The 18755-nt window shown below is 56.5% G+C and carries 17 protein-coding genes; 5 read left to right on the forward strand and 12 right to left on the reverse strand.

Features of this window, described 5'->3' with window-relative positions; all coding sequences use genetic code 11:
• Positions 1-69: 69 nt before the first annotated feature.
• The 4 genes from GOV87_RS01930 to acs form a co-directional block, all read right to left on the reverse strand.
• On the reverse strand, positions 70-1854 hold the full coding sequence (locus GOV87_RS01930; protein ID WP_171121164.1) for a sodium:solute symporter family protein: 1785 nt from the start codon (positions 1852-1854) through the stop codon (positions 70-72).
• A 5-nt stretch (positions 1855-1859) separates the two neighbouring features.
• Positions 1860-2144: a DUF4212 domain-containing protein gene (locus GOV87_RS01935; protein ID WP_171121165.1), complete on the reverse strand. Its 285-nt coding sequence runs from the start codon at positions 2142-2144 to the stop codon at positions 1860-1862.
• A gap of 183 nt (positions 2145-2327) precedes the next feature.
• The gene (locus tag GOV87_RS01940) at positions 2328-3011 is read right to left on the reverse strand and encodes an adenylate kinase (RefSeq protein ID WP_171210636.1); all 684 of its coding nucleotides are present in this window, start codon (positions 3009-3011) and stop codon (positions 2328-2330) included.
• 7 nt (positions 3012-3018) lie between these two features.
• Complete coding sequence (gene acs / locus GOV87_RS01945; protein WP_171121167.1) at positions 3019-4983, reverse strand: acetate--CoA ligase; 1965 nt, start codon at positions 4981-4983, stop codon at positions 3019-3021.
• 428 nt (positions 4984-5411) lie between these two features.
• Between acs and dctP the strand changes: the two genes are divergently transcribed.
• From dctP to GOV87_RS01960, 3 genes are all read left to right on the forward strand, one after another.
• Positions 5412-6428, forward strand: a complete 1017-nt coding sequence (gene dctP, locus GOV87_RS01950) for a TRAP transporter substrate-binding protein DctP (RefSeq protein ID WP_171123582.1) — start codon at positions 5412-5414, stop codon at positions 6426-6428.
• Between the two features lie 64 nt (positions 6429-6492).
• A complete protein-coding gene (locus GOV87_RS01955) occupies positions 6493-7125 on the forward strand; it encodes a TRAP transporter small permease subunit (protein WP_171210637.1) in 633 nt (210 codons plus the stop codon).
• Positions 7126-8529, forward strand: coding sequence for a TRAP transporter large permease (locus GOV87_RS01960; protein WP_171121170.1), 1404 nt, complete (start codon positions 7126-7128; stop codon positions 8527-8529). It abuts the gene before it with no gap.
• A 135-nt stretch (positions 8530-8664) separates the two neighbouring features.
• On the opposite strand, the gene GOV87_RS01965 is transcribed toward GOV87_RS01960, so the two are convergent.
• On the reverse strand, positions 8665-9708 hold the full coding sequence (locus GOV87_RS01965; protein WP_171210638.1) for an ornithine cyclodeaminase: 1044 nt from the start codon (positions 9706-9708) through the stop codon (positions 8665-8667).
• A complete protein-coding gene (gene rocF, locus GOV87_RS01970) occupies positions 9708-10628 on the reverse strand; it encodes an arginase (RefSeq protein WP_171210639.1) in 921 nt (306 codons plus the stop codon). The genes GOV87_RS01965 and rocF overlap by 1 nt, the downstream gene beginning before the upstream one ends.
• 86 nt (positions 10629-10714) lie before the next feature.
• Between rocF and GOV87_RS01975 the strand changes: the two genes are divergently transcribed.
• Positions 10715-11143 carry an Lrp/AsnC family transcriptional regulator gene (locus GOV87_RS01975; protein WP_171121173.1) on the forward strand — a complete coding sequence of 143 codons (429 nt, stop codon included), beginning with the start codon at positions 10715-10717 and terminating at the stop codon, positions 11141-11143.
• A gap of 100 nt (positions 11144-11243) precedes the next feature.
• Positions 11244-13853 (forward strand): bifunctional lysylphosphatidylglycerol flippase/synthetase MprF, encoded by a 2610-nt coding sequence (mprF, locus tag GOV87_RS01980; RefSeq protein ID WP_171210640.1) that lies wholly within the window; start codon positions 11244-11246, stop codon positions 13851-13853.
• Between the two features lie 3 nt (positions 13854-13856).
• Here mprF and GOV87_RS01985 read toward each other — a convergent pair whose 3' ends face one another.
• From GOV87_RS01985 to GOV87_RS02010, 6 genes are all read right to left on the reverse strand, one after another.
• Complete coding sequence (locus tag GOV87_RS01985) at positions 13857-15419, reverse strand: efflux transporter outer membrane subunit (protein ID WP_171210641.1); 1563 nt, start codon at positions 15417-15419, stop codon at positions 13857-13859.
• Between the two features lie 11 nt (positions 15420-15430).
• Entirely contained in the window at positions 15431-16576 is a 1146-nt protein-coding gene (locus GOV87_RS01990; protein ID WP_171210642.1) for an HlyD family secretion protein, read from the reverse strand.
• Between the two features lie 20 nt (positions 16577-16596).
• Positions 16597-16959, reverse strand: a complete 363-nt coding sequence (locus GOV87_RS01995; protein WP_171210643.1) for a DUF3302 domain-containing protein — start codon at positions 16957-16959, stop codon at positions 16597-16599.
• A 34-nt stretch (positions 16960-16993) separates the two neighbouring features.
• Positions 16994-17563 (reverse strand): disulfide bond formation protein B, encoded by a 570-nt coding sequence (locus GOV87_RS02000; RefSeq protein WP_171210644.1) that lies wholly within the window; start codon positions 17561-17563, stop codon positions 16994-16996.
• A 9-nt stretch (positions 17564-17572) separates the two neighbouring features.
• Positions 17573-17728, reverse strand: a complete 156-nt coding sequence (locus GOV87_RS02005; RefSeq protein WP_171121178.1) for a DUF5993 family protein — start codon at positions 17726-17728, stop codon at positions 17573-17575.
• 115 nt (positions 17729-17843) lie between these two features.
• Positions 17844-18605 (reverse strand): DeoR/GlpR family DNA-binding transcription regulator, encoded by a 762-nt coding sequence (locus tag GOV87_RS02010; RefSeq protein WP_171121179.1) that lies wholly within the window; start codon positions 18603-18605, stop codon positions 17844-17846.
• Positions 18606-18755: the final 150 nt, after the last annotated feature.

The following is an 18755-nucleotide window of genomic DNA, read 5'->3' on the forward strand; positions in this document are numbered from 1 at the left end:
TGTGCCGGGCGGGAGTAGTCAGTCGAAAGATGCAGCCTTTGGCAAGAGGCCTTGGGGCCGCATCATGGCTCAGTGATCCTGAGCTGCGCCCGCGCCACGGGGAATGCGGATGCTTTCGACCATATCTTTGATCTCTTCCGGGGTCTCTTTGGTCGCGCCTGCTACAAAGTAGGCGACGGCAAAGTTGACCATGGCACCGATCGCACCGAACGAGGTCGACTTGATCGGACCCAGCAGCGGATCAGCATCTGTGAACGAGTTGGTGCCCGGAATGAACAGCCAGCCCTTGTGCAGAAAGATGTAGATCAGGGTCACAACCAGACCGGCCAGCATACCCGCGACCGCGCCGACATTGTTGATGCGGGTCGAGAAGATCCCCATCATCAGCGCCGGGAAGATCGAGGCCGCCGCCAGACCGAAGGCCAGCGCCACCGTCTGTGCCGCAAACCCCGGAGGATTCAGACCCAGATAGGTTGCAACCGCGATGGCAACAGCCATTGCGATCCGTGCCGACAGAAGCTCTCCTTTTTCCGAGATCTGCGGGTTGATCGCACCTTTGATCAGGTCGTGGGACACCGCCGACGAGATCGCCAGCAGCAGGCCCGCAGCGGTTGACAGAGCGGCCGCAAGACCACCGGCAGCAACCAGACCGATAACCCAGCTTGGCAGGTTTGCGATCTCGGGGTTTGCCAGAACCAGGATGTCACGGTTGAACTTGGTCAGCTCGTTTCCGACCCAGCCTTTTTCCTCGGCAAGTGCCTGCATGTCGGCATTTGCGTCGTTGTAGTACTGGATCTTGCCGTCGCCGTTCTTGTCTTCCCAGTCCAGCAGGCCGGTTTTCTGCCATGTCTGCATCCAGTCATAGCGTGCGTCATTGTCGATCTGTTCGACCGAAACGGCGCCACCTTCGATGCCACCATTGGGCCACATCATGTCGGTGATGTTCAGGCGGGCCATGGCACCAACTGCGGGCGCAGTCAGGTACAGCAGCGCGATGAACACCAGTGCCCAACCGGCGGACCAGCGTGCGTCAGACACCTTGGGAACGGTGAAAAAGCGCATGATGACGTGCGGCAGACCGGCGGTACCGATCATCAGCGACAGCGTAAACAGCACCATGTTCAGAGTGTCCGAATGGTGGGTGGTGTATTCGTTGAAACCCAGCTCGGTCACGATGGCGTCCAGTTTGGCCAGAAGCGGTTCACCGCTGGCGGTATCGCCAAACAGACCCAGCGCCGGAACAGGTGTGCCGGTCAGTTGCAACGAGATAAAGATCGCCGGGATAGTATAGGCCGTGATCAGCACGCAGTACTGAGCGACCTGCGTATAGGTCACACCTTTCATGCCGCCAAACACCGCATAGGCGAACACCACACAGGCACCGATCAGCAGACCGGCGGTGTTGCTGACCTCAAGGAAACGGCCAAAGGCAACGCCAACGCCGGTCATCTGACCGATCACGTAGGTCACCGATGCGACGATCAGACAGATCACAGCAACGATACGGGCGGTCTGGCTGTAGAACCGGTCGCCGATGAATTCGGACACCGTGAACTTGCCGAACTTGCGCAGATAGGGCGCCAGCAGCAGGGCCAGCAGCACATACCCGCCCGTCCACCCCATCAGGTAGGTCGAGTTGTCATAGCCGGTAAAGGCAATCAGGCCCGCCATCGAAATGAACGAGGCCGCAGACATCCAGTCCGCCGCTGTCGCCATACCGTTGGTAACCGGGTGAACGCCGCGACCAGCAGCGTAGAATTCCGATGTAGAACCCGCACGGGCCCAGATCGCGATGCCGATGTACAGCGCGAAGGATGCGCCGACAAACAGGAGGTTGATGGTAAACTGGTCCATGGGACTTATTCCTCCTCAACGCCGTATTCGGCGTCCAGTTTGTTCATGCGCCAGGCGTAGTTGAAGATCAGCACCAGAAAGACCAGGATTGATCCCTGCTGGGCAAACCAAAAGCCCAGATCGGTGCCGCCCACGGAAATACCCGATAGCAGCGGACGCAGCAGAATGCCGAATCCAAAAGACACCAGCGCCCAGATCACGAGGCTGATGTAGATGAGACGCAGATTGGCCTGCCAATAGCCCTTGTCGGCCTCGGCAGTCTGCGCGGAGTTTGTTGATTGATCCGCCATCGCGGGGTCCTCCTTCGCTTCCTCCTGTTGCGACCCTTTGCCCAATCCACCGGTGCTTGGGGCCGCTTTCCGATACGCCCAAGGCCGGTTGGCATCAGGCAAAACCTCTCCGGTCCGCCAAGGCGGGTCCGATGAAGTATCCGTTTAGGAATTCAGCCCTTATTCAGGGCGGGCTGCATTCCCTTAGTTCATCGCGCTGCTGACAACTTTCTCAAGCTGGCTTGCGATGTCGTCGATATTGCCCATGGCGTTCAGTCTTTTCAGAACGCCATGGTCTTGGTAATACGTGATCAGAGGCGCAGTTTGCGCGTGGTAGGCCGCAAGGCGCGAGGCGACGGTTTCGGCGTTATCATCTGCGCGACGTTTGAATTCGGAACTGCCACACTTGTCGCATTTCCCGTCGGTCGCCGGGATTTTGAACGTGTCGTGATACCCTTCACCACACATTGCACAGGTGTAACGGCCCGATATACGCGTGACCATTTCCGCATCTTCAACCTCAAGGCTGATTGCGGCGTTGATCCTCTGGCTGGTTTCGGACAGCAACGTATCCAGTGCCTGCGCCTGAACTGTCGTGCGCGGGAAGCCGTCAAGGATGACACCCTTGCCGCAGTCCGGCTCGGCCAGACGGTCGCGCAGGATTGCGATGACAATATCGTCACTAACCAACTCGCCAGCTTCCATGACGGCTTTGGCGGTTTTGCCTGCCTCTGTTCCCGCAGCGACCGCTGCGCGCAGCAGGTCGCCAGTGCTCAGTTGAACCAGTCCGAACTTGTCTTCCAGCATCCGGGCCTGCGTTCCCTTCCCGGCACCCGGAGGGCCGAGAAGGATCAGAACAGCGGGTGTGGTGATCGTGGCAGCGTCCATCACATCCTCACTTATTTGCGCGGTTTTCGATCAGGTCTTCAACCACCGACGGATCAGCCAGCGTCGAGGTGTCACCGAGCGAGCCAAAGTCATTCTCGGCGATCTTGCGTAGGATACGGCGCATGATTTTACCCGAACGAGTTTTTGGCAGACCTGGCGCCCACTGGATCACGTCCGGCGAAGCAATCGGTCCGATCTCGGTCCGTACCCAAGTGCGCAGTTCTTTCAGCAGATCATCCGAAGGCTCACGATCATTCATCAGAGTGACATAGCAATAGATGCCCTGACCCTTGATTTCATGGGGATACCCGACCACAGCGGCTTCAGCCACGGCAGCGTGGGCAACCAGCGCGCTTTCCACCTCGGCGGTGCCCATGCGGTGCCCCGAGACGTTGATTACGTCGTCAACACGTCCGGTGATCCAGTAATCGCCACCCTCGTCACGACGGCAGCCGTCACCGGTGAAGTAATAGCCTTTGTAGTCCGAGAAATAGGTCTTTTCGAACCGCTCATGATCGCCCCAGATGGTGCGCATTTGCCCGGGCCAACTGTCCTTGATGCACAACACACCCTCGACCCCGTTGCCTTGGATCTCGACACCCGACTGCGGGTCCAGAACCACGGGCTGCACACCAAAGAAGGGCTTCATCGCCGAGCCGGGCTTGGTCGCATGTGCGCCGGGCAGGGGGGTCATCATGTGACCGCCAGTTTCAGTCTGCCACCACGTATCGACGATCGGGCATTTACCCTGGCCGACCACGTCATTGTACCAGTTCCACGCTTCTGGGTTGATCGGTTCACCCACCGTGCCCAGAAGGCGCAGGTCGCTGAGGTCGTGCTTTTCAACAAACTCTTTGCCCTGACCCATCAGCGCGCGGATCGCGGTAGGGGCGGTGTAGAATTGGTTTACCTTGTGCTTGGCGCAAACCTCCCAAAAGCGGCCTGCATCGGGATAGGTCGGGACGCCTTCGAACATCAGTGTAGTCGCACCGTTGGCCAGTGGGCCATAGACGATATAGCTGTGGCCGGTAACCCAGCCCACATCCGCTGTACACCAATAGATGTCGCCGTCGTGGTAATCGAACGTCACTTCGTGGGTCAGCGATGCATAAACGATGTAGCCGCCAGTGGTGTGTACAACTCCCTTGGGCTGACCTGTCGAACCAGAGGTATAGAGGATGAACAGCGGGTCTTCGGCATTCATTTCCGCCGGGGCGCAATAGTCATCCGCCTCAAGCGCCATTTCGTTGTAGTCAAAGTCGCGGCCGCTGATCCACGTGGTCTGGCCGTTGGTGCGCTTGACCACAAGGCATTTAACAGTGTCCTTGCAGTGCAGCAGCGCCGCATCGGCGTTGGATTTCAGCGGGGTCTTGCGGCCTCCGCGCGGCGCTTCGTCTGCTGTGATGACAACCTTCGCATCGCAGCCATTGATCCGCGCCGCCAGAGCGTCCGGCGAGAAACCTGCAAACACAATAGAATGGATCGCGCCGATCCGCGCACAAGCCAGCATCGCATAGGCTGCTTCGGGGACCATCGGCAGATAGATCACCACGCGGTCGCCTTTGCGCACACCCATCGACTCGAGGATATTTGCCATCCGGCAGGTGCGACGGTGCAGTTCCGAATAGGTGATATGCTGGGCCGCGTCATTTGGATCATCCGGCTCCCAGATGATCGCTGTCTGATCGCCGCGTGTTTCAAGATGGCGATCCAGACAGTTGGCTGAAACGTTCAGCGTGCCATCAGCAAACCAGTTGATTCCGACCGAGCCGAAATCATAGCTGACATCCTTGACCTGGGTGAATGGTTTGATCCAATCGATACGCTTTCCCTGCTCGCCCCAAAAGGCGTCGGGATCGTTGACGGAGGCTGCGTACATTTCGGAATATTTGTCAGCATCGACATGTGCACGCGCAACGGTTTCTGCGGATGGCGGATAAACATTGGCATCTGCCTGGGCAGCGGTTGTCATTCTGAGGCTCCTCCCTCTAGGACTGAATTTTACGGGCCCGATTTTGCCTGCTGATTTGGCAATGTCGACCCGCATCCTCCCGGTACCGAATAATACGGAGAACTGAAAGCAAGGGAATAAATTACAGAAAACTAAGGATTAGTTTGTAAATAAATTTCTGTGTATCTTGGAAAATAGAAAATGAATTTAAAAATTTTTTCTAAAAATATTTCAAAAACAGATGATTAGTTGTAATTGAATTGACGTGTAAAAGCTGACATCTGAACCATAGGCAATAGGTATTAGAAATCATCTTTTGGTTGTTAGCGCCCAACAGATTCGAGGATCAAGAGGATGTACTGTGTGCCGGGGGTTGGCACGTTGAAATGTTGGCGCTAGCTTTGTCCCCAAGCGCCCCGGTAGGAGGCGCAACAAAGGGAGAAATCATGATGAATAAGATGTTGAGCGGTGCCGCCGTCGCCGCTTTGACCGTTGCTTTCGTGTCCGAAGCCGCAGCAACCGAATGGAGCGCCTCGGTTTGGGGCAAGCGCCGCGCCTTTACCGAGCATGTTGAGAAGCTGGCCGAGCTGGTCAGCGAAAAGACAGGCGGTGAATTTACGATCAATGTCAGCTATGGCGGTTTGTCCAAGCCACGTGAAAACCTGGATGGGATCGAGATAGGAGCCTTTGAAATGGCTCAGTTCTGCGCTGGGTATCACCGCGACAAGAACCGGGCGATCACGGTTCTGGAGCTGCCGTTCCTTGGCGTAAACACGTTGGACGAAGAAGTGGCCGTCAGCCATGCCGTTTACGACCATCCAGCAGTCCAGGATGAGATGGCCCAGTGGAACGCGCGCATCATCATGACCTCGCCGATGCCGCAGTATAACCTTGTTGGCACAGGCGATCCGCGCGCAACCTTGGCGGATTTCGATGGAATGCGGGTACGTGCGACGGGCGGTCTGGGACAGGCATTCGAGGCCGTTGGCGGCGTACCGACATCGGTTCCCGCGACCGAGGCGTTCAATGCAATGGAATCAGGTGTTGTTGACACTGTTGCATTTGCCCAGCACGCACACCTGTCCTTTGGAACCATTAACGAAGCAGACTGGTGGACCGCAAACCTGAACCCCGGCACTGTTAACTGCCCCGTTGTTGTAAACATCGACGCGTATGAGGCACTGCCGGCCGAGCACCGTGAAGCGCTCAACAGTTCGATCGACGAGGCGATTGAACACTACCTTGCCAACTATGGCGGGCTGTTGGAGCAGTGGGACGGCGTTTTGTCCGAAAAGGGCGTTGAAAAGGTCATGATCGACGATGCGGTGATCGAAGAATTCCGCACAAAGGCCGCCGATCCGATCCGTGAACAGTGGATTGCTGACATGTCTGCGCAGGGTCTGCCTGCACAGGACTTGTATGATCTGGTTCAAACCACGTTGCAACAGCAGCGCAGCGGAAACTGATCTGCATGTTCCGGGTGCCTGGCAGGGCACCCGGATACCAATAAGAAACAAGGGGATCACCGGAATGGCAGGACAGGCCACGGTGCTGGAAGATGGCAGTCGCCTCAGCCGGCTTGATCACCATCTGCTTAGGATAGAGCGGTTTCTTGCCCTGATAAGCGGCCTCGCTGTCTTTGGCCTGATGGTTCTTGCGGTTGTGTCAGTCAGCGGACGCAACGCATTCAACGCGCCTTTACCCGGCTATGTGGACTGGATCGAACAGGCCATGCCACTGATTGCGTTTCTTGGCGTGTCTTTCGTTCAGCGTGACGGGGGACATATACGTATGGACATCGTGATCTCTCGCCTGCATGGGCGGGCGTTGTGGCTGTTCGAACTGATCTCGGTCATTCTGATCCTTGTGCTGATGCTGGCCCTCGTCTGGGGAAGCTGGTCCCATTTCGACCGCTCGTTCGATTTCGGCGCGCCATTGTGGAGCCGCGACAGCTCGATCGACATTGGTATCCCGCTTTGGCCTGCAAAACTGTTGGCACCCGTCGCGTTTTCCGTGCTGTGTGTGCGTTTGGTCCTGCAAATCTGGGGATATGGGCGGGCCTTTATTCTTGGGTTGGAAAACCCCGTGGCCGTGCCCTTGATTCAGGATGCCGCCGCGCAAGCCGCAGCCGAAGCCGAGCAATTTGAGGGGCAGGACGAGTAGATGGACAGTATTGACATCGGGCTCTGGGTCACCGGTGGCCTGCTTGTATTGGTCGTCACAGGTATGCGCGTGGCCTTTGCTGCTGGTCTGGCCGGGTTGGTGGGGTTGGTCTGGATTTTCTGGGCCAAGTTCGGTTACGACCCGGACCGGTTCGGCAAGGCTCTGACGGTTGCCGTCAAAACGGCGGGGCAGGTGCCGCATTCCAAAGTCGCAGCCCACACCCTTAGCCTGATCCCGACTTTCATCCTGATCGGGTACCTTGCTTACTATGCAGGCCTGACCCGCGCATTGTTTGAGGCGGCCAAGCGTTGGGTCGCCTGGGTGCCGGGAGGGTTGGCCGTATCGACCGTATTCGCGACGGCGGGCTTCGCGGCTGTATCCGGCGCCTCGGTTGCGACGTCAGCAGTATTCGCACGCATCGCGATCCCCGAGATGCTGAAGGTCGGGTACAACAAGCAGTTCGCCGCGGGTGTGGTTGCGGCTGGCGGAACTTTGGCGTCATTGATCCCACCCTCTGCGATCCTTGTGATCTATGCCATTATCGTTGAACAGGACGTTGGAAAGCTCCTGTTGGCCGGTTTCATTCCGGGCGCGTTCTCGGCCGTGGTCTATGGATTGCTGATCGTGGGGATTGCGGTTGTGTTCAAGTCCGTTGGCCCACCGGTCACCGGCTTTACATGGAAACAGCGTTTTGCCGCGCTGCCGGGTGCATTTCCGATCGTGGCCGTGATCCTGATAATCATCTGTTTCGTCTATAACCCATTTGGTGAAAAAGCATGGGGCACACCGACCGAAGGCGGAGCAATCGGCGCATTTATCGTGTTCTGCTTCGCTCTTTTCCACGGGATGCGCTGGACCGAGTTAAAATCTGCACTGCTTGAGACTGCTAAACTGACGGCGATGATCTTTTCGATCATCTGGGGCGTTCTGATCTACGTGCGTTTTTTGGGATTTGCCGACTTGCCGGGCGCTTTCTCGGATTGGATCACCGGGTTGGAAATGTCCCCGATGCTGATCCTGATTTGTATCTTGCTCGCCTATGCGGTGCTGGGGATGTTCATGGATGCCATCGGGATGCTCTTGCTGACCTTGCCGGTTGTTTACCCGGCGGTCATGGCGCTGAACGGGGGCGAGACTGTCAGCGCAGCGGATAGTGCTTTTGGCATGTCCGGGCCGATGTGTGCCATCTGGTTTGGAATCCTTGTGGTCAAGATGGCCGAGTTCTGCCTGATCACACCACCGATCGGTTTGAATTGCTTTGTTGTTGCAGGTGTACGCCCAGACCTGAGTGTTCAGGACGTATTCAAAGGGGTGACCCCCTTCTTTGTCGCAGACGCGGTCACTATCGCATTGCTTGTCGCGTTCCCGGGCATTGTTCTCTATCTTCCGTCGCTTGCCAGTTAGCAACTTGTATTTTGCGAGGCTCTGCCTCGCGCTCCGGGATATTTTTGGCCAGATGAAGAACGGATTCCGCACTTCATTTGGCTCTAAATATCCCGGGGGAGACGCCCGCAGGGTGGCGGGGGCAGAGCCCCCAAATCAACCTGCTCGCATAAGCATTCCGTAAAGGTCGCGCGGATCGTCAGGGTCAGCCAGCATATCGAGCGGCTCGTAGAAATTCGTCCCGTCGATTGCGGTTTTGATGTAGCGTAGGGCCGAGAAATCCTCGATTGCAAAACCGACGCTGTCGAACAGTGTGATTTGCCGGTCGTCGCGCCGACCCGGCGCTTGCCCTGTTATTACCTGCCACATTTCGGTAACGGGGTGATCCTGATCAAGCGCCTGAATTTCACCTTCAATGCGGGTTTGTTCAGGATATTCGACGAAAATCTCTGACCTTAGCAGGATATCCCGGTGCAACTCGGTTTTGCCGGGGCAGTCGCCGCCGATGGCATTGATGTGAACGCCGGGCCCGACCATGTTATCGGTCAGAATTGTTGCGTATTTCTTGTCGGCGGTGCAGGTGGTGATGATCTGAGCACCCTCAATGGCGTCTTCAGGCGTTTTGCAGCAAACGACCGTCAGGCCAGATGCCTCGAGGTTCGAGGCGCATTTCTGAGTTGCATTTGGATCGGTGTCATACAAGCGCACCGTATCAATTCCGCACATTGCCTTGAAGGCCAGGCATTGGAACTCTGACTGCGCGCCATTGCCGATCATAGCCATCGATGTGGCCGATTTCGGAGCCAGATAGCTGCCCACAAGCGCAGAGGTCGCTGCGGTTCGCAATGCCGTCAAAAGGGTCATCTCGGTCAGCAATGTGGGATAGCCGGTATACACGTCGGCCAGCAGACCAAAGGCCGTGACGGTTTGCAGCCCTTCTGACGTGTTTTTGGGATGACCGTTGACGTATTTGAATCCGTAGGCTTCACCGTCTGACGTTGGCATTAGCTCGATAACGCCATGCGGTGAGTGTGCAGGTATGCGCGGTGTTTTGTCGAAACTTTCCCACCGCTTGAAGTCGGCTTCAATCTGGGTCGCGATCTGCGTGATCATGCGCTCGACGCCGATGTGGTGTACCAATCGCATCATGTTGTCGACAGAAACAAATGGCACCAGTGCCTTGTCAGAAGGTTGTGTCATCAAAAACTCCGGGTCGGGCGGTCAAAGATTCGACGCCCCAGCAAAGAGGCGGCCAGATCGACCATCAGTTTTGCGGTTCTACCGCGTTCATCCAGAAAGGGGTTCAGCTCAACCAGGTCCAATGAGCACACAAGCCCGCTTTCGTGTAGAAGCTCCATAACCAGATGCGCTTCGCGTTCGGTTGCGCCGCCGGGAACGGTCGTGCCGACGGCTGGTGCGATCGAGGGGTCGAGGAAATCCACATCGAGCGAAACATGCAGGATTCCGTTTGCTGCCCGTACCCTGTCAAGGAATGCCATCAGAGGGGCTTTGATTCCATGCTCGTCGATGCTGCGCATGTCGGCCAGCATCGCGTTGTCTTGTTCAAGCCTTTGCCGCTCGGCTGGGTCAACAGAACGCAGACCGATCATGCCAACGCGATCGGTTGGAACTGGGATCGTTACCGCCGGAAAGCCATCAAAACCCGGCTGCCCGGTGAAATAGGCGACAGGTGTGCCGTGCAGGTTTCCGCTGTCGGTGCTGCCGGGCGTGTGGAAGTCGCTATGCGCATCCAACCAGAGCACAAACAGGGGCCGGTCAATTCCGTTGGCATATTCAGACATGCCTTTGACCGTGCCCATCGACAAAGCGTGGTCGCCGCCCATAAAGATAGGCAGTCCCTTTGCCGCGGTTTCTTGGGCGACGCGACTTAGCGCGTGCGTCCAGCCCACGCATTCCGGCAGGGCAAACAGGTGATCATGCGGCGGTATGTCAGTGTCGTCTGCACGAATGTCACCGACGTCCTGAACCGTATGTCCCAAGTTTGCCAGAGCCTGCTCCAATCCTGCCACTCGATAAGCGTCAGGACCCATTCGACAACCTTGCCGGCGTTTACCCGCATCCATCGGAGCGCCGACCAATATTACGTTTCCTGTATCCATATTACTATCTAACCACTCGTTGCGGGTTGCGAATAGACTGCAAAGTGTTCAAAAAGATATCTGTCAATACAAAGTGAGAAGTAGTTATGGACGATTTGGATGGTCGATTGCTCAGTGCTTTGCACCGCGATGCCCGCGCGTCGTTGTCAGAGCTTGCCGAAACGCTGGGAGTAACGCGCGCGACAGTGCGCAACCGCTTGCAGCGCCTCAAGCAGTCGGGCGAAATCGTAGGGTTTACCGTGCTGACCCGGCAAGATGTGGCGCAAAGCCCGGTTCGCGGCTTGATGACGCTTGAGATCGAAGGCCGTGGCACCGAACGGACCATGTCGCGGATCGCGGCTTTGCCGCAGGTTCGAGCCGTGCATTCGACCAATGGAAGCTGGGATCTGATTGCGGAAATCGGGACCGAAACCTTGGCCGAATTGGATGAGATCCTCTTTCAAATTCGGCGGATGGAAGGGATCACCCGTTCTGAGACCAATCTGCTGCTCTCGACCCGCAAGGGGCGCGTCTGACGCCCGTAGTGCTTTGACGTTCAATGAAATTGTGCAACAGTTTCCCGGCGTAGTGATACGCACGAGTGACCATAATCGGGCCTGAGAGCAGGGGAACATTATGACGACGCAGGACACAGGCGAAGAACTGTGGGCGGTTCGCTGGGCCGAACGTGCGACAGGTTTTCTTGAGCGACCTCTGGTCCGTATCGCAATTCCGGTGTTGGTCACATTGATCGCGCTGGTCGTTTTGCATGAGTTGTCGTCGCATGTGAAATGGTCAGACGTTCAGACAGACGTGGCAAATACGTCTTGGAAGCTGATGTTCTTTGCCGTCTGCTGGACGGCATTCAGCTTTGTTTCCCTGTCCATGTACGACGTTTTTGCAGTTCAAAGCGTGGCGGATGGTGAAGTTCCCTTGCCCGTCGCGGGGATGGCGGGGGCGTGTGGCTATGCCGTGTCGAACTGTTTGGGCTTTTCCTACATCACGGGAACGGCGATCAGGTACCGCATTTATGCCTCACTTGGACTGGACCTTGGGCGGGTCGCGGGTGTTATCGCTACATCGTGGATAGCGTTCTGGTCAGGTATGGTCTTGTTGCTGGGCTGCCTGTTGACCCTTCATCCTGACGGAATTTCCAAGATACTGCCGATCAACGAAACCGTCGAAACTGTCATAGGTATCGGTCTTCTTATCGGCCTTGCGACGTTGTTGATCTGGCTGGCAAAAGGCGGCCGCAGGCTGGCTTATGGGGGGCTGGGGTTCAATCTACCCGGTGGGAAACTGGCCGGATTGCTGACCCTCGCAGCCATTGGTGACCTGTTCGGAGCGTCCATGACGCTATATGTCCTGATGCCAGATGATCTGGGCATCGGTTTTCCGTTCTTTTTTGCTGTGTACATTGGCGCCATCGCGGTCGGTATTCTAAGCCACGCTCCGGGCGGGATTGGCGCGTTTGAGGCAACGCTGATCGCAGGGCTGGGGGCCTCGGGCCGCTCGGACGTCATTGCTGCCTTGTTGCTGTACCGGTTGGTTTATACGTTCCTGCCATTCGCTATCGCTAGCCTTTCAATCGCGGTCGCGTCTGCCTTGACGCATCGTCGCAGAATTGGCGGAGCCGCCACGTGGGTTTACCGCGTCCTACGCCCCATCGTGCCGATGGTCGCTGCGGGTGTGTCAGCCGTTGCCGGGGTGATCCTGCTTGTCTCTGGGGCGCTTCCGACCAGCAGCCAAAACCTTGGGGTCCTGCGGGATTTCCTGCCTTTATCTTTTGTCGAGGCGTCGCACCTTGCAGGAAGCGCGGTTGGCGTTCTGTTGATCCTTGTCTCGCGCGGGCTGTTCCGAAAACTCTATCGTGCTTGGATCGTGGCTATGCTGCTGATGGTTGTCGGCTTTTTTGCGTCACTGACTAAGGGCCTGGATACGCATGAAGCAATTAGTATGCTGGGTACAATCGGCTTGCTTGCCATGTTCCGGGGCGCGTTCTATCGCGTCAGCGGTGCGTCGATTTTCAGGTTGAATATACCTTGGCTTGTCAGTGTGATTGCCCTGCTGGCGGTCATTTTCTGGATCGGTTTGTTCGCCTATTCCCACGTGGAATATCAAAATTCCCTATGGTGGGAGTTCGCGTGGAACGGTGACGCCTCGCGTTTCCTGCGCTCCAGCCTGATTGTGGCGGTTATTTTGGGCGTGGTTGCCGTGAACACGCTGTTTGGAAGGGAGATTCCACCACCAGTTCGCACCGAGATCCCCAAAGCGGTCGAACGTCTGGCGATGGAAAGCGAAGATACCGAGGCGCAAATCTCATTGACTGGCGACAAGCAGTTTTTGATGTCGCCCGAGGAAAACGCTTTTCTGGCCTACGCCGATACCGGCAATGCCCTGATCAGCAAGGGCGAGCCTGTCGGTGATGAGACCGCCGGCCAGCAACTGATCTGGCAACTTCGTGAAATGGCGGATCGTGAGGGCAAGCTTTGTGCGTTCTACAGTGTTTCGACCAAATACCTGCCGACCTTTCTTGATCTGGGTCTGTCGATTCTGAAAATCGGTGAGGTCGCGCGTGTGCCGCTGAATGACTTTTCCTTGGACGGAAAGTCGCGCAAACGCTTCCGTCAGGCCAAAAACCGGGCCGAGCGGGAGGGGTATGTGTTCGAAATCATCCCTAAAGAGCAGCTTGCACCGGTTCTGCCCGAGTTGCGGAAGATTTCCGATGATTGGCTCGCGCAAAAAGCAGGTGAAGAAAAGGGGTTCGCCCTCGGTTGGTTTGACGACGAATACCTTTCATATTTTGACCATGCGGTTCTGCGTAACGGGGCGACAGGCGAAATCATTGCGTTTGCCAATCTGTTTCAGGGTGGTCACAAATCTGAACTGTCACTGGACCTGATGCGGTATGAACCCGACAGTCCCAGCTTTGTCATGGACGCCCTGTTTGCCGAGATGATGTCGTGGGGGGCAGAGCAGGGGTTCCAATGGTTTTCGCTGGGTGCCGCGCCATTTTCAGGGATCGAAAACCGTCAGCTTGCATCGATCTGGAATCGCATTGGCGGGTTCGTTTACGAACATGGTGAACAGTTTTATCACTTTGAGGGGCTTCGATCCTTCAAGCAGAAGTTCGATCCGGACTGGAGCCCGAACTATCTGGCCAGCCCCGGCGGTCTGGCGGCCCCCCGAATATTGTATGAGGTGAACATCCTTATCTCAGGCGGGTTGAGGGGCCTGACGAAATAGCGATCAATTCAAGCTGACCCCGGTGGGCGCTTCCTGTAGCAGGTCGCCCCAATCCGTGCGGTATGCCATTTCTGCCAACACGGTCTCGGGCAGGAATTCCTGATTCTGACGAATTTGCCAACCTCCGCCCAGCCCCTTGTAGACTGCGACCAGATTGCTGGAGACCTGCTGTCTGGCTTCGATCAAATTCGCCTGCGACTGCAACAGCGCGGTTTGCGTGTTCAGAATGCGGGAATAGCTGGCAGCCCCATCGCGGTACTGATCCACCGCAATCTCAGCCGCCTTGCGTGAGGCAGCGACGCTGTTTTCATAAAAGCCAACCTGCTTGCGGGACTGAGTATAGGCGACCATCGCGCTTTCAACTTCGGAATAGGCCGTCAGGACAGTGTTCTGATAGTTTGCGATAAGGGCTTGATAGGCTGCGTCCTGCGCGCGGACGTTGTTCTTGATCCGGCCATAGTTCAGGACGTTCCAGACCACCCCGGCATTGGCAAGCCCGGTCGTGCTGGCCGCCGAAAACAAATCGCGGCCGCCCGAAGCCTGCATTCCGATAGAACCCGACAGGATAAACTGTGGGTAAAGGTCCGCGAGAGCAATCCCAACTTGCGCCGATTGCGTAGCTGCGGCCAATTCAGCCGCACGCACGTCCGGGCGGCGCCGCAAAAGCTCTGCCGGAACGCCAACAGATACATTGGAACGAGCGGATGGAATGCGGCCAGAACTTCCCAACAGGCCGGACATTCGTGACGGGGTCGCACCCAGCAGCACCGCCAGCGCGTTCTTTGTTTGCTGCAAGTCGCTTTCGATTGCGGGGACCAGAGCCATGGTGTTATTCAGCAGCGCTTGAGACTCCTGAACATCCAGCTCAGTCGTGACGCCGTTCTTGAACCGGAGTTCGGTCAGGTTCGCGCTTTCCTGCTGCAACTGAATGTTCTCACGTGCGACAGAGAGCGACTCTTGCAACGCTCGGATGTTGACGTAAAGCGCGGCGACATCGCCTGTCAAAGTAACTAAGGCGTCGTCATAGTTGGCGACCTGAAGCGCAAGGTTAGATCGTGCTGCCTGCACACCCCGCCGTTGCGCGCCCCAGACATCCAGCTCCCATTGTGCATCAAAGCCGACTTGCGAGGTCGAAAATTCGGTATCCAAAGGGATGATCCGGTTGATGTCCGAAATCGGCCCGAGATTTTCGCTGATTTGGCGCCGTTCGATAGAGCCGCCGATAGCCTGTGATTGCGGATAAAGCTCGCCAAACGCGATACCCAACTGCGCGCGGGCCTGCAAAACGCGGGCACCTGCCACTTGCAGGTCAAGGTTCTGGGCATAGGCTTCTGCGATCAGCTTGTTCAAGGTGGGGTCGTTGAATGTCTCCCACCAGCGGACCACGGGGGCGCTGCGCGAGGTCAAGCCACTGGGCCCTGTGCTGGGGCTGTTCACCTCGATCCATTCCTTCACGACCGGAGAGTTCGGCCGCACGAAATCGGGGCCAACTGGTGTGCACGCCACAAGCAAAGCTGCGCTTAGAGCTGTACCGATGATCCTGCTGCGGAAGTTGGCCCGGTTCATGGCGTGCGTCCTCAGATGTCCAGTGGTCGGATGAAGTTGGCGAAGGAATAAAGCCGGATATTGATGCGTCGCAGGAACTCAAAGCTTTTGCCCTGGCCTGTGTAGATCGCCACGGCTGCGTGCCCACCGGCAGGCAAAGTGTGGCCGTCGGGAAGATCGACCGTGATCTGCACCGCAATGCGACCCGGCAATTTGGGCAGTTCAAAACCCGGCAGGCGGCCGGATGGCAGGTATTGACCTTGGCGTGTGGCCCACCAGATCGCCTCGACCTTGCCGGTAAGGATTTCGCCCGGATACAGATCCAACGCGACCTCGACCTCTTGACCGGGCTCAACAAATTTGAGGTTCTGCTGACGATAAGTCGCAAGAAGATAGGGGTTATCCTTGGTCACAAAGCTGGCGATCGCACCTAAACGAATATCCCCGACAACAAGACCGGGGCGCGCCTGTTGCGACACGATCATCCCGTCTTCAGGGGCGTATATCGTGGTGTTCTCAAGGAAGTACTCGGCCTTTTCCAACTGTGCCTGCGCTTGCAGGATGCCGGTATTCACCCCGTCGATCTGAGAATTCAGAGCAAGTTCCGCCTTTTCAAGGTTCGCTTCGGCCTCTTTGATCGACGCCTGGTCTTCGGTGACTTGTTCGTTCCAGCGATCCAACTCATCCTGTCGTGCGCCGCCTGCGGGAACAAGGTTTTCGTACCGCGTTTGTTGCGTCAGCGAATAGGCAAGCTTGGCGTTCGCGCGTTCGACGGCTTCTGCGGCAACGATGACGTCCTGTTCAAGGATCTTCGCGTTTTGCTGCGCGGCAACCAGTTGCGCGTTGGCTTCCTTGACCTCTAAAGAGAATACGGTGTCATCGAAACGATAAAGCGGGTCCCCTTTTTTGACCTCGGTGTTGGGTTCAACCAAAACCTCCGTCAGGATCGTCGGCTCGGTCAGGCGGGGGACGATCTGGATGGTCGAGCGGACAACATGGCTGTCGATGGAAAACGGTTGAAAGAACCGCAAAGCAACAAGGAAGATCAGCAGCAGGTGTGCGCCCACCCAAAAGGACACGATGCCCCAGGCGATGTTGAAGCGCAGCCATTGCATTTTGAAGAAAATGAACCAGACGAAAATGATGTAGAAAAGCGTAATGCCGAGGGCGACAAACATGGTGTTTCAGTTCCTTTGGCTTAGCTTTTCTGCGTCTCGTCAGGGTCAAGCGGATCGCGGTATTCGTCGGTCAGTGTTCCGCCCAACCGCTTGATTTCTTTGCGCACGGCGTCCCGTTCATCGTCTGGCATACGGCGAATATCGACGGTTGTTCCATCGTGGAAGGCCCAGATAAAGGCGTGAACCCAAGGCACGATCGCCAAGAACCCCATCCAGCCCATGATCTTGACCGCCTCGGCATGAGGATGGTTTCGCTTGATCGCGATACGGCCGGGCAGCCCCATCAGGAACAGGAACAATCCCATAACCGCAGCAAGCAGCAATATCAGTGCAATAAATGTCAGGTAGTCATAGTAGCCCAGCGGCTGCCCCAATAGTCCCATGCTCGTGCCTCCTTGAGGGACGGTTGACCCATCCTCAGTTGTTGGTCCCCAGTTCGTCAATCAGTTTGTAGTCCGTCGGCGGGTCAGCGCAGATGCCGGGGCCGCATTCCAGCAGGGTCGAGATTGCGTTCAAGGCGGCCAAGCCCAGCATTATGAAGAATGCAGCCTTCGCCAATGTGCTGCCACCGAACCGAGGCTGATCGGATGTGTCGTCAGTATATTGCCGGTCGAACATCAGCATGATGGCAGTTCCCAGCAAGATCAGGAAAAAGCAGATCGCCGCCCAAGTGTAGTAGTGGTAACCCAGTACGGGTGAGCCATAATGCCCCGTACCCGGCACGATATGCAGCAGGATTTGCCTGACCGAAACGCTGATACCAAAGAGCGCGGCAATCAGCATCAGCGCATAATGTCTGGGCCGCGCGCCGTACAAAAGGTTCAAACCCAGCCCAACCCCAACGGCGACAAAGCCAACGCGTTGCAACAAGCAAAGGGGGCAGGGTAGTTCGTAGAGGGTTAACTGATAGATGTAGGCCAGAAGCAAAACCAGACTGACGGCCAGAGTGCCAAGGGCGTTCAGGTTTCGGGACAGATCAGGTGTCATCGCAGCCCCCTATAGTTGAATCGTCAATTGGCTGGTTGCATGGAACTTGAACCAGTAGACACTCATCGCAAGGGTGATGAAAAACAGCACATTGGCCGCTGTGGTCAATCGAAAGTAATTCAGCCCCATGGTGGCAGTAAGCAACGCAAACAAAAGCGCGATCATGGCCCGGACCCTCCCTGCCGTGCAACGATTGCGATATGTTGTGATAGTGTCAGGCTAAGTCGCACCTGACAAGAACGGGTTTTAAAATAAGCCCCAAATACGGGAATGCAGCGCCTTACTGACCTATATTCAGCCGTGTCTGCCATTCCGCACACTTGTGCTGAAGATCACCAGTCACCGGTAAATCTGTATAGAAAACATCAACCTCAGCGAGTGAAGCTATCCTTGCCGGAGCGGTTCTTTGGAACTTGGAATGGTCCGCTACCAGCAATGTCTGTCTTGCTTGGGCGATGATTGTCTGGCTGACCCGAACTTCCTGAAAGTCAAAATCCAGCAGATCGCCTTCTGCATCAAGGGCGGAACACCCAATCACCGCATAGTCGAATTTGAACTGTTCAATTGTCGATATCGTCAGGTTTCCGACCAAGCCCCCATCTGACCTACGCAGGACGCCCCCGGCGACCACGATCTCGCAATCCGTGTTTTCGACAAGGATATTCGCAACGTTCATGTTGTTCGTCACAACCATCAGGTCCTTATGGTTCAGCAATTGGCGCGCAACCGCTTCGGTCGAGGTGCCGATGTTCATGAAAAGGGATGCGCCATCAGGGATGTCTTTTGCGCAGGTTTGCGCGATGCGGGTCTTTGTATCCGCATTCAGCGCACGGCGGTCTTCATACCCAATGTTCGAAACACCTGACCGCAACACAGCCCCGCCATGCACGCGGTCCAGCTTTCCCATATCTGCAAGCTCTGACAGGTCTCTGCGAATGGTTTGCACGGTGACATTGAAGGTTTCGGCCAGTTCCTCAACCATGACGCGCCCGTCCTGCTTGGCAATTTTCAGGATGTCAGACTGGCGGAATGAAAGTGACACGGGCATCTCCAACTGTATGGCGTATTCGTTTTTGTTCGCTTTTGGTGAAAATGCAAGGGATTGGAGTAGGATTTGCATTCTGTTTTACAGTTATTTATGGCGTTTGGCGTGTCAAATGCGAACAAAAACGAAAATCAACGTTGACGAGCC

It is taken from the genome of Ruegeria sp. HKCCA5426 (assembly GCF_013034585.1).
Classification (GTDB): Bacteria; Pseudomonadota; Alphaproteobacteria; order Rhodobacterales; family Rhodobacteraceae; genus Ruegeria.